Origin of the sequence: Comamonas testosteroni TK102, from assembly GCF_000739375.1 — a bacterium.
In the GTDB taxonomy this organism is placed as follows: Bacteria; Pseudomonadota; Gammaproteobacteria; order Burkholderiales; family Burkholderiaceae_C; genus Comamonas; species Comamonas brasiliensis.
The window spans coordinates 5,087,514-5,106,708 of sequence record NZ_CP006704.1 but is presented as its reverse complement, the minus strand read 5'-3'; the positions used below and the strand labels follow the sequence as shown (position 1 = coordinate 5,106,708).

Below are 19,195 nucleotides of genomic sequence, written 5' to 3'. Positions count from 1 at the left end.
TCTTTTTTCATGGCGTCGGGACAGCCCATCGATCCTGCGCAAGAGGGCATGCGCACAGGCCTGTCGTCTCGGTAATAATTGTTGGCGGAGGTATCGTTTGTGAAAAATTCTCTCGCTGAAGGTCTGGACTTCGAGGATATGTTCAACCTGGCCCCGGTATCGCTCTGGATGGAGGATTACAGCGGCCTCAGACAGATATTCGATCAGTGGCGAGCGGATGGGGTAAGCGATCTGCTGAGCTTCCTCAGAGAGGATCCGGAGCGACTCAAGCTGTGCAGTCAGTCCTACAAGGTGCTGCGGGTCAACCAATACACGCTGGATCTGTTCAAGGCCGCAGACGAGCAAACCCTGAAGAGCCGGTTGAGCGAAGTCTTTCGCGGCGACATGCTCGACAGCATCATGAACGAGCTGCTCGCCCTCTGGGACGGGGTGCTGAGTTTCGAGACCCGTTCGGTCAACTATGCACTGGATGGGCGGCGACTCGATGTGCAGGTGAGGGCACGTGTGCTGCCGGGCTACGAGCAAAGCTGGAGCCGGGTGCTGGTCTCCCTGGAGGATGTGACGGCCGAAGTGCAGAGCACGACGCGGCTGCAGAGCAGCGAGCAGTACGCCCGTGACCTGTTCGAGTACTCACCGGTGTCGCTGTGGGTCGAGGACTTCAGCGTGGTCAAGCGCCTGATGGACGATGTCCGGGCGCGCGGGATCACCGATTTCAGGACCTTTCTGAAGGTGCACCCGGAGTTCGTGACGCGCTGCATGCAGGAAATCCAGGTCCTTGATGTGAATCGCCAGACGCTGCAGATGTTCGGTGCCGAGAGCAAGCAGCAACTGCTGCAGAACCTGTCCAGGGTTTTCAGGGGCGAAATGTATGACTCGTTTGCCGAGCAACTGATAGACCTTTGGGACGGCAAGCTGGTGCAGCAGCGGGAAGTGGTGAACTACGGGCTGGCCGGTGATGTGCTCCATATTCACATGGAGTTCGCCATCATGAGCAGCCACGCGGAAAAATGGGGCTTGGTGCTGCTGTCACTGGTGGATATCACGGCGCGCAAGAAGGCAGAGGCTTATCTTGAATATCTGGGCAAGCATGATGTACTGACACAGTTGCGCAACCGTGCTTTTTATACCGAAGAACTGAACCGGCTGTCGCGCAAGGGCCCCTGGCCCTTGTCCATGATCGCCATAGATATGAATGGCCTCAAGGTCGTCAACGACGAACATGGCCATACGGCAGGCGATGCCATGCTCAGGCGTATGGGAGAGGTTCTCACCAAGGCCGTCGATGCGCCGGCCTGTGCAGCCCGTATCGGCGGCGACGAGTTTGTCGTGCTCCTGCCGGGAACCGATGAGCGCGGTGCCATGGCATTGCAGGAGCGCATCTTGTCCTTGCTGGAGTTGAACAATCAGTTCTATCCGGGCCACAGTATTCAGGTCTCGATGGGCCATGCCTGCGGCCAGGAGGGCACCTCTATAGAGAGCATTGTTCAGGGGGCCGACAAGGCGATGTATGCTGAAAAGGCGCGCCTGTATCGGGACAAGGAGCGCGACAGGCGTGTAAGCCCTGCCTGAATCAGGTTGGGGGTGGCGCGGTCCAGATCGCTCGGCAGACGTTGGAACTGGCATCGACCGGCTGCCTCAGTCCTGCTTTGAAATGTCAGGGGAGAAATCTATGAGAGTCACTGGATCCGCCTTGTTCATCGCCATCGCTGTCAGTGCCTGCAGTGCTGTGCCACCTCGGGATGCGGAGCGTGAAGTGGCCTTCGCCTGTAGCAATGGAGAATCGATCTCGGTGCGCTTTTTGCCGGCCAGCAGCAAGGCAGTCCTGATACGTGGCGGTCAAAGCGTTGAGTTGTCGCAGCAACCCAGCGGTTCCGGGTTTGTATACAGCAACGGGCCCAACACCATTCGAGGCAAAGGGCCGGAGCTGACGGTGGAGATCGGCCGCATGGTGCCGATTCAATGCAAGGCCCGTTGATACCGAGCTTGCCTGTCATCACTCCATTCCGGTCTATGTGCTGGGTAGAGGGTACAGACCTATGGCCGCACCGTCTCTGATGCGCAGGCCGGGTGAGGGGCCGGCCTTTTTCGCGAATCTGATCGCCTTATGCTGTCAGCTGCTTTTGCAACTCCTCGATAAAGCGTTGCGTGCGCTCCGAAGGCGCGGAATGCCCTGGCAGCGCCAGCACGACTTCTACGGAGCATTCGGGCAGAAAGGGCTTGATGCAGAGGCTTGAGGCAAACGTTGCCGCCACATAGGGATTCACCACACCCAATCCCGTACCTTGCGCAGCTAGGCAGCAGATGGTGGAGGAGTAGGTGGTTTCGACGGTTGAGCCTGGACGGACGTCATGCTTGAGCATGGTTCGCTGAAGCTGCAGGTAGATGTTGTCGTCCGAATTCAAGGTCAGCAGCAGCTGGCCCTCCAGATCTTTGACATGCAGGCTGCTGCGCTGCGCCAGCGGATGATCTGTATGCATCACGCACACTGCCCGCGTCTGATGCAGCACGCTTGCGTTGAGTTCGGGCGAGCCAATGGCCATGGTGCTGACCACCAGATCGAACTGGCCGTGCAGCAGCCCTTCCCGAAGATGCGTGGTGCCTAGCGTCTGCAGGCTGATGTGGGTGCCCGGGTAGTAGGGCAGAAAGTTGTGCAGTGCAGCAGGAACAATGGACAAACCCAGTGCCGGAGTGCAGCCTATGCGCAAGGTACCGGCACCGAATTGCCGCAGCCCCTGCAGGTCGTGCTCTATGCGGTCCAGACCGACGAAGTGCTGCTGCACGGTCGAGAACAGCTCCCTTGCCTCTGCGGTCGGGCGCAGCCGTCCTTTGTGCATATCAAACAGCTTCAGGCCCGCACCTGTCTGCATCTGAGCCAGCAGGCGGCTGATGGACGGCTGCGTGGTGTGCAGCAACTGGGCCGCAGCGGTCGTGGTGCCGGTTTGCATCACGGCACGAAAGGCTTCGATTTCCTTAAAGCTCAAAGGGCGTGGCATGGCGCAGGCGGTTCGATGGTGAGATGCAAGGGTATACCAACTGCGTATAGGTAGGTTTGAAAAATGAATTTTTCTGAGTAGGGCTGGCTTTCTACACTGACTTCCAACGAAACAATGCATGCGCTTTCAGGCATCGAGAGCGCAGAAATAAATCCAAGGAGTCATTAGATGGTTTGCATTAGCGCTCGTCGCTCTCTGTGTCTCGGTGTGCTGGCTGCCGCAACGCTGGCAGGCGTCAGTTCTGCCTGGGCTGAAGGAAGCTCTGCATATCCCAATCCTGCTCGTCAGATTCGCATCATCGTGCCGTTCACTGCAGGTGGCAGCTCGGACGTGCAAGCCCGCATGCTCGCCGACAGGCTGGGTCGCCTGTGGAACCAGCCGGTGGTGGTGGAAAACAAGCCCGGGGCGGGCGGTCATCTGGGCGGGAAATATGTGTCCGACCAGCCCGCGGATGGCTATACGCTGATGGTGGGGTCCATAGGGCTGCATGCTGCTTACGCGGTCTACAAAAAGCTGCCTTACGACCCCGCCAAGGAGCTGCGCGTTGTCACCGTGCTGGCAGAGATGCCTCATGTGGTGGTGGCAACCCCCAATCTGCCCGTGAGAAATCTGCAGGAGCTGACCGCGCTTGCCAAGCAGGAGCCAGGCAGCATCAACTTTGGCTCTGCCGGCGTGGGCTCATCGGTTCACATGATGGGGGAGCTGTACAAGCTGCAGTCCGGTGCGCCTATTGTTCATGTTCCTTATCGTGGCAGTTCTGCCGCGCTCAACGATCTGCTGGGTGGCCAGATCCAGCTGATGTTCGAGAACCCTCCGACGGTGCTGGCGCATGTCAAGGGCGGCAAGCTCAAGGCGCTGGCGGTGACCGGCAATGAACGCCTGGCGGCATTGCCGGAGGTGCCGACGGCCAGCGAGGCCGGAATGAAGGACTATGTGGCCACGTCATGGACAACGGTCGCCGTGTCTTCCAAGGTGCCTCAGGCCGTGGTGCAGAAGCTCAGCGAAGACATCCGCAAGGTGGTCAATACGCCCGAGTTCCGCAAGGGGCTGCAAGAGCAGGGGATGAGCGCCGTGGCCAATACCTTGCCAGAAGCGCAGAGCTTTGTGGCCAGGGAAAAACAGCGCTGGGATCAGGTGATCGCCGCCGGAAAGATCACGGCGAACTGACCAGAGCCGGGCCTCTGTGCCGGACCGGAACCGCTTTCGAGTCGCAGCCCGACGCTGCGACGCTACTGCTTGACATCCAATGACTATTTCCTTTGACTCTTCCTTTGTTCCCTGCCGCCGCGTGGGCAGCAGCAGCCGGCATCACTTCTTCGGCTATTACAACAAGTCCAACTGGGACAGAAGCAATAGCCTGCTCGCGGCGCAGCAGACCCCCTGGATGGACATCTATCTGACGCCGCAGGTCAAGGCCACGATCGGCTATTTCGACACCCAGGACGGCGACCGCTTTCACGCCGTGGGCGAGACCGGCGCCTGGAATTTCCAGATGGGCAGCCAGCTGCAATGGCTGGACGGTGCCTCGGGCAGAAAGTTGATCTATAACGATCGCACGGGCGATATGTCCGCTCCTTACCCGGGCTTTGGCGCCGTGGTGGTGGATGTGGATACGCAAGAGCGCCGTGTTCTGCCCATGCCTGTGTACGTGGTGGCACCCAGCAGTGCCTGGGCACTGTCGGTCAACTACCGGCGTCTTTACATCACGCACGAGACCATTGGCTACAGCGAGCCGGGCCAGCCGTTTGAGTTGCCTCTGGCACCCGCCGACGACGGTATCTGGCGCATGGAGCTGGCGACAGGCGATGCCCGGCTGCTGGTCAGCTATGCGCAACTCAAGGCATTCCATCCTGTGGCGTCGATGGAAAAGGCCATTCACTGGGTGAGTCATATCGAGGTCAACCCGGCCTCCTCACGCATGCTTTTTCTGCATCGCTGGACAGAGCGTGTGAAAGATGAGACCTGCTTTCTGCACCGCCTGATCACCATGAATCCGGACGGATCCGAGATGCGCTTGCTGGAGTGCTCCGATCATCCGCTGCCGCAACTGGCCGACGACTTCGACCCCGATGCCGTAGGCACGTTTGACTATGAAAAGTCGGAGTACCAGATCTCTCACCCCCTGTGGCAGGACAACGAGCACATCATCGTCTGGGGGCCGCATGCCGGCGAGATCCACTACCACCTCTATCACGATGTCGACGAAGGCGAGGTGCAGGTGATCGGCCGCGATGTGCTGGTGGAGAACGGCCATATGACCTTCTCTCCGGTCAGCACCCGCTGGATGCTCAGTGATACCTATCCCGACGACAGCACGCACGAGCGCTTTCTGTTCCTGTTCGACATGCAGACCGGCCAGCGTCGCAATCTGGGCAGCTTTTATGCCACTCCCGAGCTGAGCAAGGAAAACCGCTGTGACCTGCACCCACGCTGGAGTCGGGATGGCAAGCAGGTCTGCATTGACTCGGTGCACGAGGGGCAGCGCCAGATGTATGTGCTGGATGTCTCGTCGATTGTGAGCGCCGCCTGAAGATTGCAAGCAGCTCTACGGTGATGAAGTTCTGGTGATCCGAGCTGCACTGTGCCTCGAGGGAGTGGAAATTCTGGCAGCCTGGTGGCTGCGTCTGCAGGAGAGATCTGAGGCGAAGAAGCCCTGGGCGTAGAGGGCTGTCCTGCAATTTTTGGTGGAACAGAGCAAGTGCGGCTGTGTTCCATGTGCTGGCGTTGCTCTCGGTGACTGCAGACTTTGTCCTCGGCGTGTACGAGTGCCCGGGCGACTGGGCTAGAATTTCTGCATCGGGAAAGCAGCCTCCCGTCCCGCAAGGGTAGACGGTGTCCCGTCCAAGAGCTGGATATTCCCTATGGAGCTTTTATGGACACCGCTTTGCCCAGGCCCACCGATCCGGTTGCGCCCACCTCTCTTGCGCTATCAGAAGCGCTGCGTTTCTGGTTGAAGCTTGGCTTCATCAGCTTTGGCGGCCCCGCAGGTCAAATAGCACTCATGCATGAGGAGCTGGTAGATCGGCGTCGATGGATTTCCGAGAAGCGATTTCTCCATGCCCTGAACTACTGCATGCTGCTGCCGGGGCCCGAGGCTCAGCAGCTTGCCACTTACCTGGGGTGGTTGCTGCACCGGACATGGGGCGGCATTCTGGCAGGGGTTCTCTTTGTCCTGCCATCGCTGTTCATCATCATGGCTCTGGCCTGGCTGTATATGGCCCATGGCGACATGCCGCTGATTGCGGGCTTCTTCTACGGCATCAAACCTGCGGTGACGGCGCTTGTGGCACAGGCCGCCTGCCGGGTGGGCTCCAGATCGCTCAAGAGCAGCTGGCATTGGGGCATTGCGGCAGCTGCCTTTCTCGCCATATTCACACTCAATATTCCGTTTCCGCTCATCGTCATCGCGGCTGCAGCCATCGGCTTCGTAGGGGGTAAATTGCATCCCGAAGCCTTTGGTGGCTCCAGCCATGAAAAAGGCAATGCGTATCGGTCACTCGGTGCTGCATTGATCGATGACGACACTCCCACTCCGCCGCATGCGCGATTTTCCTGGCGAGGATTCTGGCGGGTATCGCTGGTCTGCCTGACGCTGTGGGCCAGCGTGATGGGCGTGCTCGCCACGGCGTTTGGTCTGGAGTCTCCTTTGGTGCAAATGGGGTGGTTCTTCACCAAGGCTGCGCTGATGACCTTTGGGGGCGCATATGCGGTGCTGCCCTATGTCTACCAGGGGGCGGTGGAGCACTTCCATTGGTTGACTGCAACACAAATGATCGATGGCCTAGCTTTGGGAGAGACCACTCCAGGTCCTCTCATCATGGTGGTGTCCTTTGTGGCCTTTGTAGGTGGCTGGACCAAAGCGATCTTCGGTGCGGATTCGCTGCTGCTGGCCGGAGTCGTCGCAGCAGTGATCGCGACCTTCTTCACTTTTCTGCCGTCGTTCTTTTTCATTTTGCTGGGCGGTCCCTTCATCGAGTCCACCCACGGCAAGCTGAAGTTCACTGCGCCATTGGTCGGTATCACCGCTGCGGTGGTGGGAGTCATCCTGAATCTGGCCGTCTTCTTTGCCTACCATGTCATTTGGCCCCGAGGCTTTGCAGGGCACATGGAGTGGCCCTCGATTGCCATCGGGCTGGCAGCGGGCATCGCCTTGCTCCGCTTCAAGATCAATGTCATCTACGTCATCATCGCGGCCGGGATGATGGGGCTGCTTGTTCAATTGTGGAGATAGGCCAAGACCTCGCACTGGGCGAAGTCATGGGCGTTCAGCGACTGCCACTGGCCGGGAGCTCTGGTTAAACTTGACCTCCCGTACCATCCACCAGGCGCCAGTCTCCTTGCCACGAGCCGCGCTGGCGCCCATGCCGCATAGGTCCAGGTGATGCCTTCCGTCAAATCCGTCATCCCGCTCGAACGGGCTCCGACCCTGTTCAAGAGTGCCAAAGCCTTCGAGGTCTGGCTGAAGAAGAATCACGCTGCTTCCGGCGGACTCTGGCTCAGGATCGCCAAGCGAGGTGCCAATGAGCCCAGCGTCACCTATCCCGAGGCGGTGGAGGTTGCGCTGTGCTGGGGCTGGATCGATGGACAGAAGAAAAGCCTTGACGACCAGCACTATCTTCAGCGCTTCACGCCCAGGCGCGCGCGCAGCGTCTGGTCAAAGATCAATGTCGAGAAGGTGCAGGCTCTTATTGAAGCGGGTCGAATGCAGCCAGCGGGTCAGGCTCAGATAGATGCAGCGAAGGCTGACGGACGCTGGGAGCGGGCCTACGATGGGGCGCGTACGTCGACGGTCCCTGAAGATCTGCAAGCGGCGCTGGAGGCAGAGCCTGCAGCCAAGGCCTTTTTTGCAACCATCAATGCCTCCAATCGCTACGCGATACTGTGGCGTATCCAGACAGCCGCCAAGGCCGAGACACGTGCCAGGCGCATCGAGCAGCTGGTGGCGATGCTTGCCCGCGGTGAGACCATCCATATCTTCAAACCCCGTCCCAAGGCCTGATGGCGCAACACGCGTGCGCCCTTGTTTTGGGCATTGAGCTACCCGTGCTCGGGCGGCGGTGGCCAAGCCTCCGAGTCATGCGCCAAGGCTGCGGCAGAGCTGACAAGAATGTCATCGCGCTGTCCCGATTCTGATGGGCTCCGATCTCTAGCATCAACACATCTTCTCCTCAGCTTGAAGCAGGCCAAGGAGTTGTGTTCCCTAGACTTTTTCTGGAGCCAACCATGTCTCAACATCGCTTTTCACTGTCCCTTGCACTGGCCGGTGTGGCCACAGCCATCACACTTGCTCTTCCGGGTATGGCCTCTGCTGCCTATGAGCATCCGGCGAACAATGAGCAAGGGGTGAGCGTTCATCCGGATCATTTCGTGAGCCAGAAAACCAGGGCTCAGGTCAAAGCCGAAACCGAGGCGGCCATCAAGCAGGGTGGTCTGTCGTTTGGCGAAAGCAGTTTTCCGAGAGAGATTCCCCGCAGCGGGTCCAGCAAAACCCGCGAGCAAGTGATTCAAGAATTGCGTGACGAATCGCCATCCGAGCGAGAGGCGCGCCTGCAGTCCATCTCGGGCTAGGGAAACCTGGCGCCAGTGCCAGCAGCAAGTGCGAGTGTCTGGCGCAAGCAAACTCTCATTCAGCGGCAGAACGGATGTCTGCACATCAGGAAGTCGGTCTGCAGTCCTCGGGCATGTCCGCGCGCCAGTCTGGGCGACGGGGCATGAGCAGTTGCTCGTTCCTGGATAATGAAACGTGCTGGCTCAGCTCGCCGCTGCTATGAGAGTATTGGCGATGCGAGGATGAGCGGTCGCCTTGTGTGCTCGACGCTGAGAATTACTGAGCTTGTCCATCGACGGTTTTACGGCTGGAGTGGACAGGCGCCCGAACCGCCGTCATACGATGCGTTTGAGTTGAGAGCTACTGTCATGACCACACAGTCCAATGGAAGAAGAGTGTTGCTGGCGGGCGCGACAGGGCTGGTCGGCAGCATGCTGCTTCAAGCCTTGCTGGCCGACGGCCAGGTCGAGCAGGTACATGCACTGAGTCGCCGGATGCTGAACATCAGCCATCCCAAGCTCCAGGTGCACATCGTCGATTTCAACCACCTTCCCGCGCTGCCTGAGGTCGATGAGGTCTATCTGGCTTTGGGAACGACCATCAAGGTGGCAGGCAGTCAGGACGCATTCCGTGCCGTCGACCTGAACGCGAATCTGGCCGTAGCCAGGGCCGCTGTGGCTGCGGGAGCCCGGCGAGTGGGTCTGGTCAGTGCCGTGGGTGCCAGCGCACGCTCTTCGACGTTCTACAACCGCGTCAAGGGCGAGTTGGAGGATGCGTTGAAGACGCTGGATCTCCTGGCGCTGGTGATCGCCCAACCATCGCTGCTTCTCGATAAACGTGATGGGCTGCAGCAGCCGCCGCGCCTTGGCGAGCGGTTTGCAATTCCAATCGCCAGGCTGTTGGCTCCGCTGCTCCCCGGCAATTACCGACCAGTCCATGCGCGGGCAGTCGCTTTGGCGCTGTTGCATACCGTACCGGTGGCACTGGGGCTGGTCGTTCTGGCTTCGGACCAGATGGCTCGCCTGGAGGCCGGCCGCTGAAGTCGACGGCATGATGGAAATAGAACTCTGACTGCTGATCCTTCGGTTCGGTAAAAAAGAGAACACGGCCAGGTTTTTTTCATGAATCGCAATGAAAGCCTTGGACGCATGTCCGCATTCGTCATTGTTGAAGCGATGAATGAAAGTGGCGTCAACACCCTAGCTTCAAAGCTGGTTCGCTATTTTCAGTCCTGATTGAATACCCGGCGATATTATTCGGCTGCGTCTTCATTGGTATTTATGGGAGAGCAAGCTGCTCGGCAGTTTTATTTTCAGCATCAGCTTCTGGTGTGCAGCATGAACTGGCCGGCTCGGTTTCTGTTGCTCAGGTTTGCAGTGCCCATCTGCTGCGAGGCATCTGCAGTTGCAGCGTCACGTCTTGCGGCGCGAGCGGCAGACTGGATGAGCATTTGAGAAAGAGCTTTGTATTCGTATTTTCTTTGAGCTGATGCTGATTTAAATCAATGAAATCAAGTTAGGAGTTGTTTTCACTGGGAATGGTTAACTTTATTCTACAGTCGTTCATGGCTATTTGATCGAATTGCCTGCAGTCCGTTTGTCATTTGGAGATATCCATTTAAATATATTCAATAGTGAATGCAGATAAGTATTATTTCACCTACAAAGGAGTAATTGATGATCAAGGAAGTTAGCGGCGATATTCTCTTGAGCAATGCAGATTTGCTGGGACACGGTATCTCGGCGTTCGATCCCTTTGACAGCGGCCTGGCTCTGGCCTTGCGTGAGCGCTGGCCCTCTCTGGTGAAGGATTACCGTCACGACACGCGCAACAAGTCCATTGTTCCCGGCGATGTCTGGGGCTGGACGGGCGTGCAGGAAGGTGGTGGTGTGCGCAAGATCATCAATCTAGTCACACAGAACACGATGGGGCAGGGGCCTGGCGCCAAGCCCGGCAAAGCGAACGTGGAAAACGTGCGCCGCGCACTGCAGAACCTGTCGAGATATATCAAGGAAGAGAAGATCCGAAGCGTTGCATTGCCCCGTCTTGCAACCGGTGTGGGTGGCTTGGAATGGGAGGATGTGAAACCTCTGATTTCTCAGTACCTTGGTGAGGCAGGCATCCCGGTGATCATTTATTCGACTTATCGCAAGGGTGAGAAGGCCGACGAGGGTCTTTGATCGGCAATATCGACCTCGCAGTGCAAGGCAGCTTTTAAGCTGCCTTTTTGTGCCCGGTATTGCGCTGCTATTGCACGCCTGTGTCGCTTGCGCTGTCTGCGCCTTCTCTAGGCTAGGCGGGGGACGGAGCGATTCGGCGAGCATACCGGCACACAATTTCTCAAGCCCTGGACCAGTCAGCCACCGACTGCTGTGGGGCATGAGGGTCGATGGAATGCATTGGAGTGGCTGATCATTGTCTTGGCGTATCGCCATGCCTTGAGCGGCAAACCGGACGGCTCAAGCGGATGTCGGTCTGCGAGCTTGCGGCACAAAACGAGATCAGTGCCCTCACTCCTGGCAATAGCCGGCAATAGCCGGTAAGAGCAATCTGTTGTCGCGCATCGCTGCGGCAACGCCTGCCAGGCATTGGCGATGTCGGTCACGTTCTATGGGAGCGAAACTCTGCCGTTGCAGGCACGTTTGAGACCTTCAAGAACTCTGGCAGAGCATGAAGCATGCGAGGTTTCAAGCTCATCGGGCGGCCTATGCGGCACAGCTTTTTGTCTCTTGAAGATCGCGGGAAGAACAGGCGCTCAGGGGGCGTGGGCTATGGTGTTCGGATACCACTCCGAAATGGTCATTGCTGCATGTGCATGGGCCAATCGCCAGTGATCCTTTGGAGTGCTGTCGGGCCGATCGGGTAATTCAATATGCCGGTCGGCCGCCCTGATCGCAAACCAGAGCCCGCTGCCCCAGCCGTTGTTGAGCGGTGGCTTATGAAGTGCTGGTGAAGTAATCACAATCACCCTCTTGTTTGTCGCACGTGCGTAGCCGATCTCGACCATGGTGCCATAGGCTTCGAGGTCTTCGAGATAGGCCACAACGACATCGGCCCGTGAGATGCCTTGCAGAGCTCCACGGTATGCGGCATTCTGAGCTCTATCGGGCGAGGATGAGCTGACGCCATTCAGGTATCCGTGGTCGATGCCCTGGGCTTTCCACGGACCTGAATACATGAACCTCGTACGCGTTCCGTGAAAGACCATTTCTTGCGGCGGAGCAATCAGCACGTCGGTTTCCGAGCTTTCAGTTCCCAGATTTCCGCGAGCACTGGATCTGGAAACGTCGAAGATTCGCCAGCAAGAGAAATGGCTGTCTGGCTTTTGATTGTCTTCAGGCCCTCCCATTTTGCCTGCCATGTAGATGACGGGAAGCGCGAGGTTCGCTTGACGATTTGCTTTGCTGCCTTGCAGCCAGTTTTCGACATCAACCTCGAACCAGCCAATGCTTCTGTTGCTCATCGGCGTGGGATGAGGAAACTTGTCCTGCCGCAAAAGCTTGTAGAGCGTTGACTTGGAAATCGCTGTCCGTGCCAGAACCTCATCCATGGGAATGACATGCTTGGTGGAACGTAACGTGCTTTTCCTTGGCATATGGTCTCTCTAGCTCGGACGTCGGGTGAATGAAGTGCAGTTGATCGATGCAATAAGTATTGATTTTCGATAGTCGTGTTCAATGTAGGTGAGACTCTAACATTGCTGTGAAATACGAACGATTTTTATTTCAAGAGTTTCGCTTGACCACCTCTCGTCCTTGACGTCCTTGCCACACCTGACGCTTCGTGCAGTACCAATTTCGACCCCATCGGTCGAGCTCGGGTTCCTCCGGCATGGACTGGAAGAGCACACCAGCCGAGTTGTCGGATTGTTTGGCGAGCTGCATGAGAGGGAGCCAAGTCAAATGTGCTTCCCCCGAACAGCAGGGAGGGCGCTGGGTAGCGAGAACCGGCGCAGGCAAACGCCAAAGATCGGGCGAATCTGGGCCTGCGCGCCTATCGGCCCGTGATGACTGGAATGCATGGGCAAATGAAATATGCCCCGAGATGCGCCCTAGGAAGTCCTCGGATTGAGGTACTGTTCTACGGGCTTCGGCGTACTTTCAATTGAAGTCTGCGGAGGGAAAAAAGAAAAAGGCCGGAAGGTTATGTACCTTCGCGGCCTTGAATTTGGTCCCCCCGACAGGAATCGAACCCGTTACACCAGCTAGTCTGTCTAAATCCGCAGAGCCTTCCCTGTATGCTCCCTGGAGGAGCATCGTTAAATTCGTATTTTTGAACCCCTAATGTCCCATGCAATGTCCCACAGCTTAGGGAAAAATGCGCTTCTTTGGAGTGCTTGCATGAATCAAATATCGTAGATTTACTTCACTGACGCTCAGAAAGGTGTGATGCGGCTAGCTCACGCTCAAGCTATTCGACAGTGCAGACAGCTGTTTAGCTATGCGCGCACAACGCAACGCCATCGCCGAAGAGAAAGAGGCGATGGAGCGAGCTATTTGCCATGTTCGCAGCTCCTCGGGTGAATAGTTTGCACCAGACACCGCCACTTTTAAGTCACACGATAGGTGAGAAACGACAAGACCAGAGCATGCGGGCCTTTCCATTGCTACTTCTTTGAAGCAAATGCTGCAGCGGCCTTGGCACGACGCTCAATTGCTGTCTTTAGCACATCTGCCTCTGTGACAGGAGGCAGCAACGTGCCTGTTGGCTTTTTGAACGATGGCTGCGCCGCCTTATATGCCTCACACAGCTTTTCGTGCATGAAGATTCTTTCCATAGCATTGGCTGTCTGCTGGATCAGCCCACTATCACGCATAACGTCATTCCACAGAAAGGCATATGCGGCGTAAGTAGTGTCATGCGCTAATTCATTGCGCAGCTTGGCCAACTTATCAACATCGAGGCCAAAGCCAGCAAGGTAGTTCAGATGAACTTGGGCATGTTGGTGGTCGTTCAGGTTGTATTTGTGTTCCGTGACGCCAAGCTTGACCTTCAATATTTGGTCAGGCTCTGGCTGCTCCTTGGCAAAGTGACGCACTACGCTGAAGCCTTCGCTGACCTGCATGACGCGAAACCGCACTGCATCGCGAGTTGCCGACAGATCTGCCATTCCGGGAATCGCTAGATACGCTTCTGGATTGTCGATGGGGTTGGCACCGATGGGGTCGTTCTTGCTAAATTCTGCTTCCTTACAGTGAGGAAGCATGTTCATGTAGGTGCGCAGTGAGACTATCGACGAAAACGAACACATCAACCCATCGGCGACGAGCTTTGTCACCATTGGGGAGCCTAGTCCTCGCGGGGGGTCTTGATTATCTTTTGCTGATTCTTCTGATTTGCCTGTCACCTAGCCACCATTAGTGATGTACGCAGGTGACTAGTATCTCATCAGGAAGGGCACAGATGTCAACAACGCGCGGCGTGAACGCAATGTTGAAGCGTCGAAGCACATCGGCTACTTTTTCACGGAATTCGGCCAGCTGCAGCGTTCCGGCGTCTTCCGGGAACAAGGCTGCGATGGCGGCAGGCTTGTCTGCATTGAATTGCCCAGCAGCAGTGGCACTACCAGTTCGCACGGCTTCGTCGCTCACGAACAGATACTCTACACCCAGTTCATCGGCAAATCTGTCGATGTCCTTGGTAATGCCAAATTTCTTGGCGATGTTGGGAGTAAACACGGTTTTAGCCATAGTGTTGACCTCCTGAGTTTGCTGCTCGGCGAAGGGCGTAGAGAACTTCTTTTTTAAGACCTGAGTCGCAGCAGCATGCATGTACGAGACCTTGTACCCCAACAAAATGCGCGTGGCAACACCGGTGGGAGCGGGTGCGACCGGCAAGGGCGCAAAGTCAGAAATGTAGGTTGTTTGCTCGGCTAGCGTCATCAGTGATCTCTAAACTGCATAGCCGCCGGCTATGGTGTCGGCGGCGATTGCTTCTTGTAGGCAGATGATACTTATTGCAATGAAAGCCTACGAAAATTGCAATGCATTTGCGCAACTGTGCACCATGTCTAAAAAGCGTGCAATGCTTTGGTCACTATTCTTTGTTGCGGCGTGGGGTAAAAAAGTGACAAGACGCCAATTTTTTTGATCGCCCGCACAAAAATTAGGCATTGACTGACTGTGGTGCACGTAGCCCCTCTCTCGATGAGTGCGGTGCGCTGAGCAAGATGGTTGCCTGCACTCGCAGGCCTAACTCTTTGCAATAAATGCATCCAGCTTGCGGCGCTCGGCGCCCTGGTCTGCGCCTTGAATCCATCGGCTGTACACGCGGAAAAACATCTCGATGGAATGCCCCATCTGCATGGCCACCCAGCCGGGCGTGATGCCCGCCATCAGGCACATGGTTGCGAAGGTGTGGCGGGTCTGTCGGGCATCCCGGTAGCGCAGGCCCAGCGCGCTGACGGTTGGGCGCCACCATGCATCCAGCGGAATGTCAGTGGATCCAAAAGGCTTGCCCTGCTCAGTCTCAAACACATAGACGGCATTCCTGTGGCTGCTCACTTTTTGACGGCGCAATGCCTCCAAGGCATTGGCGGTCAACTCCACGGTGCGAGTGTTTCCGGTCTTGGTCCCCTTTTCCTCGCCGCGCGTCCTGGCGGCATCGACCAGCATTTTTCCGGCCTTGAGGTCCACCTTGCTCCACTGCATTGCAATCTGCTCGGACGGCCGCATGCCCGAGAAGAAAGCGAGCTCGAAATAGTTGCGAGCCTGACCAGCAGGCATGGACTGGATGATCTGATTGACCTCATGCAGCGGAAACGGGTCCGGCCCTGGCTTCTGATGGCGGCGCATCTGCACATGGTCATGCAACGGCTCTGCCAGGAGCTTGGCCTTGAACCCATATTCCAGCACTTGGCGCAACACGGTGGCCACGTTGTTGAAGGTCTTGCCATTGGACGGGAAGTCCGCCAGCAGCTTCATCAACGCGCGGTAGTCCAGGCTGGCCAGCCGCATTTCCATCAGCTCGTTGTAGTGGTAGCTGGTCAGGGTCTGTTCATAGTGGTGGAAAGTGCTGTGCTGCACTTGCGGCTTTTTCACGCGCAGCCACTCACCGGCCAACTGTTTGAAGGTGAGGGACAGCGCGTCCTTGACCGCGCGCGGCGAATCCGGGAAATAGTCCGCCAGGGCAAATGAACCGCGCTCGATCTTGGCCAGAATCTCCAGCCGCAGCCGCGCTGCGTACTGGATATTTGCTGGCGTCGGCGCCAAGTCCAGGCGCTCGCGCCCGAAGCCCTGGGCGCGCAGATCGATCTGCAGGTGTGACTCCCGAACAATCACCCCTGTGGTTTTGGCTACTGCTCTTGGCATGTCTTCGCCTTCTTGCGGCCTCGGTTGCTGCGGACGCTGGGCGTCTTGTCGACCAGCGAATAGAAACCGTTCATGTTGATGAGCTTGCGGCCCTCAAACCACTTCCAGACTGGCCCCTCTGGCCAGATGCCGGAAAGCCCGGTGCGCTCGTTGAAAAAGGATTCCGGCAGCCCTGTTTCTGCGCCTGCTTTTGCGATGGTGACCCAATTGGATTGATTCATGTTCATTTCTCCCGTTCTCAGGCTGCGGCCTTGTTCGTGCTGTTGATGTGGATGCTGATGGCGGCCTCGATCACCTCCAGGCCCAGGGACTGAGCAATGCTGTATTCAAGGCGGGCGCCCTTGCTGTTTTCCCAGCCGGGCAGCAGGTAGATGGCCTCGCAGCTCACCAGCTGCCACAGGGCCATCCGCATATAGCCGCGCCAGGAGCCGCAGGGCGGGGCAGGGTTCTCTGCCGGGTTCTCCACATGCCAGCCGCGCGCACGCAGCTCGGCGGCCTTGTCATTGAAGGTCGGATAGTTCAGCTCTGGCAGGCCACTCATGGGGCCGGACAGATAGACACGCTTTGCGCTCTGGCGGGCCTGCATGACTTCCAGCATGGAGAAGATGCAGCGCAGGTCTTGCTTGCCCAGCAGTATCTGGCCCATTTGGCGCACCCTGTCTGCGATGTAGTGGCGGGCGAAGGCCCAGCCCATGGCGCCACCGCCAAGCAGTGCCAGCTTTAGGGCGATGAGTCGAACGAGGTTCAGTGTGTTCATTGCTCAGCCCTCCACGCGCTCAACACGCAGCACGCCCTGGCCGCTGGCCACATGCGCATTGACTTCGGCCTGGGTGGCATTGCTTGCCTTGACGCGGATGGTGGGCAGCAGGCCCGCGTCGGCCAGGGCTTCCACGTTGCTGGAGGCGTCGGCAGGAATGAGGATGGCGCGATAGCTATGCAAGGCTGTGATGTTCTGGTCCATGGTGTTACCTCCTGATGTGGGTTGGGTTAGACGGCGTGCTTGAAAAGTTGGACAACCTGGGCGGTCTGCTCCAGCTCCAGTGCCTGCTGGGCTTGCACTGCTTCGAGTGCTGCGGCATTGCGCTGCTGCTGGGCTTGCCTGCGGCGAATGGCGGCAAAGCTTTTGGCGAGATCGGTGCTCACTGCGGGCGTGTACTTGAAGCCCGCGGCCGGATTGACGGCCGCGCGGCTGGGTTCGGTGCGTTTTGCGGGCATGGCGAGTCCTCCTGTGATGGATCAATGGGCGTTTTTGAAGAAGTGCGCGGCTTGCTGGAAGCGGTTGGCCAGTGCTTGGCGCTGGAAGGCCGGTGAATCTGGGTCGAGGTGGCTGGTTTTGACCTCTGATTCACGGTTGCCGCTGATGGAAATCTGCTCAGCGGCGGCGCCTTGAAGGCGGCCCGTGAAGTTATTGAAACCAGTCCAAGCGGCCGGCAAAGCCGGCCGTGGCTGCGCGTCTTGGCCTGGGCTGTTGATGACGCCATCGGCGTCTGCAGCCACGCCGGCGGCGTCCGCTGCCTGGGGCTTGTCCGTGCAGTGCGACCACGCGATGCGGCGGCTCACCAGCCAGTGGCCGCGTGCACGGCCTCGCTGAATCTCTACGCCGCGCACCGTGCCTGCGATGAGCGGGTCGCCGTACATATTGGTGGCCCCGGCCTTGGCGGCACGGCGGGCAGGGCGCAGCAGCCAGTCATAGCGCTTGCAGCTGTGGCCGCCCATGCATTCCATGAACATGCGCCAGTCCGCGCGTATGGCGTTCTCTCCGTCGCCGTGGCGGTGGCAGGCCTGATAGGCGCGCTGAATGCTGCGCTGAGTTTCGGGGCAGAACAGGTCAAGCTGCTGCGGCTGGTCTTTGCTCACGCGGCGCAGCTCGCGCCATACCGTCACACTGGGCATGCCAAAGGCCTGGAACTGGCGAATGCCCCAGGTTGCGGCCCATGCATCCACGCGGCGCTGGGCGGCCATACCATGGGTGTCGGTGGGCGCAGGCTGGTCGGGTTGGTCAAGGCCCAGGCGCATCTGGATTTCCTGGCCCATCGCCACATCCATATGCTCGGCCAGGGCGATGTGGCCCACGTTCTTGGCGATGTACTTGGCCACATAGCCCGCAGCGCCGCCGCGCTCCATGCGCTTCACATCCACGCGGTTTTCCTTGGCGCCGCGTTCGTTGCCGTCCTCGCTCAGCCAGTATTTGCGAATGGTGGCCACCAGGGCGCGCGCCTGGGCCTTGTCTTCTGTCCACACCAGCATGTGCCAGTGGGGCGTGCCGTCGTGGTGGGGCTCCACCACACGCAGGCCGTAGCGCTTGATGTGCAGACGGTCCAGCTTGGCCAGCACACGCTTCCACAGCGCAAGCATCCATTGCTGGCCCTCGCGAGGGTCGGCGCCGTTGAACTTGGGGTTGCGCTCGGCCCAGCGCTTTTCACCGCCGCCCACCAGCCGCATGGCGTGGTACTTGCTGGGCAGTGTCAGCGTCAGGAACAGGCCCACATGGCCATGGGCGTCGGCATATTCCTCGGCGCCGCGGATGCGCGTCATCAACTCGCCGCCACGAATGGCCGGGTTGGATGGCGACAGCGCCGACAGCTCAGCCAGGCTGTAATGCTGGCCCGCTTCATTCTTGTAATACGTGCGGCCCAAGGCATCGGCATTGCGTGCCAACTGGCCCTTGCGGCGGTGCAGCCCGCTGTGGCTCACATAGCCGCCGCTGTTCAGATGCACCAGCCCCATATGGATGGCTCCAGCCTCCACCACGCGGGCGATATGGCGGCGAAGGCGGCGGCGCCACCAGCGTGCACACTTGGCGCGCGCAATGTCTGATTCGCCCTTGATGGGCTTGCTGACCTCCACGCCCAGCATGTCCACAATGCGGCGCACGGCATTGATGCGGGCCTGCAAAGTGACTTCCGGGTCTGCCGGCTGCAACTTGGGAAAGCTCAGCGTAGTGCGGGCGTGCGCCTGCAGGCGGTTGTCGAACTCTTCCACATCCTCGGCCAGCTTTTTGGCCCAGGTGCAGATTTCGTCATCGCTCAGGTTCAGGCGCAGCGCATCACCATAGCGGTCTTCGTAGTCCGCCAGCTCTTGCAGGGCTGTCCAGGCCTGCTGCGTTTCGGTGGGCTGCCCCATCTCCCAACGTGCATAGGCCTCAGCGTCCAGCGCCACACCGGCAGGCGGGCAGGGTGCGGTCTTGACGAAGCGCGCACGAATGGCCCCTTGCCACTCCTTTGGCGCGGACTCGATGATCCGCTGCAGGTGCTGGTTGACGTGCGCCTGCTTGGGCAGATGGCGCAGCCACTCCCTAAAGTTGGTGGTGACGCGCTTGCGCGGGATGAGAGAGACAGCCATGG

At 58.6% G+C, this 19,195-nt stretch carries 19 protein-coding genes; 9 read left to right on the top strand and 10 right to left on the bottom strand.

Annotation, left to right across the window (positions count from 1 at the left end; translation table 11 throughout):
• Window positions 1-99 precede the first annotated feature (99 nt).
• Complete coding sequence (locus O987_RS23165; protein ID WP_003051574.1) at window positions 100-1,569, top strand: sensor domain-containing diguanylate cyclase; 1,470 nt, start codon at window positions 100-102, stop codon at window positions 1,567-1,569.
• Window positions 1,570-1,690: 121 nt separating this feature from the next.
• Complete coding sequence (locus O987_RS23160) at window positions 1,691-1,975, top strand: MliC family protein (protein WP_235214211.1); 285 nt, start codon at window positions 1,691-1,693, stop codon at window positions 1,973-1,975.
• A gap of 127 nt (window positions 1,976-2,102) precedes the next feature.
• Here O987_RS23160 and O987_RS23155 read toward each other — a convergent pair whose 3' ends face one another.
• Window positions 2,103-2,993, bottom strand: coding sequence for a LysR family transcriptional regulator (locus O987_RS23155; RefSeq protein WP_043375067.1), 891 nt, complete (start codon window positions 2,991-2,993; stop codon window positions 2,103-2,105).
• Between the two features lie 168 nt (window positions 2,994-3,161).
• Here O987_RS23155 and O987_RS23150 point away from each other — a divergent pair, with 168 nt between their 5' ends.
• The 7 genes from O987_RS23150 to O987_RS23120 all read left to right on the top strand — a co-directional run bounded on the left by O987_RS23150 (window position 3,162) and on the right by O987_RS23120 (window position 10,721).
• Window positions 3,162-4,160, top strand: coding sequence for a Bug family tripartite tricarboxylate transporter substrate binding protein (locus O987_RS23150; protein WP_043375064.1), 999 nt, complete (start codon window positions 3,162-3,164; stop codon window positions 4,158-4,160).
• Between the two features lie 79 nt (window positions 4,161-4,239).
• On the top strand, window positions 4,240-5,523 hold the full coding sequence (locus tag O987_RS23145) for a hypothetical protein (RefSeq protein ID WP_043375062.1): 1,284 nt from the start codon (window positions 4,240-4,242) through the stop codon (window positions 5,521-5,523).
• Window positions 5,524-5,865: 342 nt separating this feature from the next.
• Window positions 5,866-7,224 carry a chromate efflux transporter gene (gene chrA, locus O987_RS23140; protein WP_043375059.1) on the top strand — a complete coding sequence of 453 codons (1,359 nt, stop codon included), beginning with the start codon at window positions 5,866-5,868 and terminating at the stop codon, window positions 7,222-7,224.
• Between the two features lie 150 nt (window positions 7,225-7,374).
• Entirely contained in the window at window positions 7,375-7,992 is a 618-nt protein-coding gene (locus O987_RS23135; protein WP_050872424.1) for a YdeI/OmpD-associated family protein, read from the top strand.
• A gap of 224 nt (window positions 7,993-8,216) precedes the next feature.
• Window positions 8,217-8,561 carry a DUF4148 domain-containing protein gene (locus tag O987_RS23130; RefSeq protein ID WP_043375056.1) on the top strand — a complete coding sequence of 115 codons (345 nt, stop codon included), beginning with the start codon at window positions 8,217-8,219 and terminating at the stop codon, window positions 8,559-8,561.
• Between the two features lie 348 nt (window positions 8,562-8,909).
• Window positions 8,910-9,581 (top strand): NAD(P)H-binding protein, encoded by a 672-nt coding sequence (locus O987_RS23125; protein ID WP_043375054.1) that lies wholly within the window; start codon window positions 8,910-8,912, stop codon window positions 9,579-9,581.
• A 636-nt stretch (window positions 9,582-10,217) separates the two neighbouring features.
• Window positions 10,218-10,721, top strand: a complete 504-nt coding sequence (locus O987_RS23120) for a macro domain-containing protein (protein WP_003051602.1) — start codon at window positions 10,218-10,220, stop codon at window positions 10,719-10,721.
• Window positions 10,722-11,296: 575 nt separating this feature from the next.
• Here the strand turns inward: O987_RS23120 and O987_RS23115 are convergent.
• The 9 genes from O987_RS23115 to O987_RS23075 form a co-directional block, all read right to left on the bottom strand.
• Window positions 11,297-12,136, bottom strand: coding sequence for an AlpA family phage regulatory protein (locus O987_RS23115; RefSeq protein WP_043375051.1), 840 nt, complete (start codon window positions 12,134-12,136; stop codon window positions 11,297-11,299).
• 1,011 nt (window positions 12,137-13,147) lie between these two features.
• Window positions 13,148-13,822 carry a hypothetical protein gene (locus O987_RS23110; RefSeq protein WP_043375049.1) on the bottom strand — a complete coding sequence of 225 codons (675 nt, stop codon included), beginning with the start codon at window positions 13,820-13,822 and terminating at the stop codon, window positions 13,148-13,150.
• 76 nt (window positions 13,823-13,898) lie between these two features.
• A complete protein-coding gene (locus O987_RS23105) occupies window positions 13,899-14,423 on the bottom strand; it encodes a hypothetical protein (RefSeq protein ID WP_043375045.1) in 525 nt (174 codons plus the stop codon).
• Window positions 14,424-14,732: 309 nt separating this feature from the next.
• Window positions 14,733-15,851, bottom strand: a complete 1,119-nt coding sequence (locus O987_RS23100; RefSeq protein WP_043375042.1) for a tyrosine-type recombinase/integrase — start codon at window positions 15,849-15,851, stop codon at window positions 14,733-14,735.
• Window positions 15,836-16,072 (bottom strand): hypothetical protein, encoded by a 237-nt coding sequence (locus tag O987_RS23095; RefSeq protein WP_003051612.1) that lies wholly within the window; start codon window positions 16,070-16,072, stop codon window positions 15,836-15,838. Before O987_RS23095 ends, O987_RS23100 begins: the two co-directional genes overlap by 16 nt.
• A gap of 17 nt (window positions 16,073-16,089) precedes the next feature.
• Entirely contained in the window at window positions 16,090-16,608 is a 519-nt protein-coding gene (locus O987_RS23090) for a DUF4406 domain-containing protein (protein WP_043375038.1), read from the bottom strand.
• A gap of 3 nt (window positions 16,609-16,611) precedes the next feature.
• The gene (locus O987_RS23085) at window positions 16,612-16,812 is read right to left on the bottom strand and encodes a hypothetical protein (RefSeq protein WP_043375036.1); all 201 of its coding nucleotides are present in this window, start codon (window positions 16,810-16,812) and stop codon (window positions 16,612-16,614) included.
• Window positions 16,813-16,838: 26 nt separating this feature from the next.
• A complete protein-coding gene (locus O987_RS23080; protein WP_043375034.1) occupies window positions 16,839-17,066 on the bottom strand; it encodes a hypothetical protein in 228 nt (75 codons plus the stop codon).
• A 21-nt stretch (window positions 17,067-17,087) separates the two neighbouring features.
• Window positions 17,088-19,193, bottom strand: coding sequence for a replication endonuclease (locus tag O987_RS23075; RefSeq protein WP_043375032.1), 2,106 nt, complete (start codon window positions 19,191-19,193; stop codon window positions 17,088-17,090).
• Window positions 19,194-19,195 lie beyond the last annotated feature (2 nt).

Coding starts and splice junctions, on each gene's coding strand:
- O987_RS23150 (WP_043375064.1), top strand. CDS start 3,162: ATGGTTTGCATTAGCGCTCGTCGCTCTCTGTGTCTCGGTGTGCTGGCT.
- O987_RS23115 (WP_043375051.1), bottom strand. CDS start 12,136: ATGCCAAGGAAAAGCACGTTACGTTCCACCAAGCATGTCATTCCCATG.
- O987_RS23155 (WP_043375067.1), bottom strand. CDS start 2,993: ATGCCACGCCCTTTGAGCTTTAAGGAAATCGAAGCCTTTCGTGCCGTG.
- O987_RS23110 (WP_043375049.1), bottom strand. CDS start 13,822: ATGGTGACAAAGCTCGTCGCCGATGGGTTGATGTGTTCGTTTTCGTCG.
- O987_RS23145 (WP_043375062.1), top strand. CDS start 4,240: ATGACTATTTCCTTTGACTCTTCCTTTGTTCCCTGCCGCCGCGTGGGC.
- O987_RS23100 (WP_043375042.1), bottom strand. CDS start 15,851: ATGCCAAGAGCAGTAGCCAAAACCACAGGGGTGATTGTTCGGGAGTCA.
- O987_RS23135 (WP_050872424.1), top strand. CDS start 7,375: ATGCCTTCCGTCAAATCCGTCATCCCGCTCGAACGGGCTCCGACCCTG.
- O987_RS23080 (WP_043375034.1), bottom strand. CDS start 17,066: ATGCCCGCAAAACGCACCGAACCCAGCCGCGCGGCCGTCAATCCGGCC.
- O987_RS23105 (WP_043375045.1), bottom strand. CDS start 14,423: ATGACGCTAGCCGAGCAAACAACCTACATTTCTGACTTTGCGCCCTTG.
- O987_RS23095 (WP_003051612.1), bottom strand. CDS start 16,072: ATGAATCAATCCAATTGGGTCACCATCGCAAAAGCAGGCGCAGAAACA.
- O987_RS23090 (WP_043375038.1), bottom strand. CDS start 16,608: ATGAACACACTGAACCTCGTTCGACTCATCGCCCTAAAGCTGGCACTG.
- chrA (WP_043375059.1), top strand. CDS start 5,866: ATGGACACCGCTTTGCCCAGGCCCACCGATCCGGTTGCGCCCACCTCT.
- O987_RS23085 (WP_043375036.1), bottom strand. CDS start 16,812: ATGGACCAGAACATCACAGCCTTGCATAGCTATCGCGCCATCCTCATT.
- O987_RS23125 (WP_043375054.1), top strand. CDS start 8,910: ATGACCACACAGTCCAATGGAAGAAGAGTGTTGCTGGCGGGCGCGACA.
- O987_RS23075 (WP_043375032.1), bottom strand. CDS start 19,193: ATGGCTGTCTCTCTCATCCCGCGCAAGCGCGTCACCACCAACTTTAGG.
- O987_RS23130 (WP_043375056.1), top strand. CDS start 8,217: ATGTCTCAACATCGCTTTTCACTGTCCCTTGCACTGGCCGGTGTGGCC.
- O987_RS23120 (WP_003051602.1), top strand. CDS start 10,218: ATGATCAAGGAAGTTAGCGGCGATATTCTCTTGAGCAATGCAGATTTG.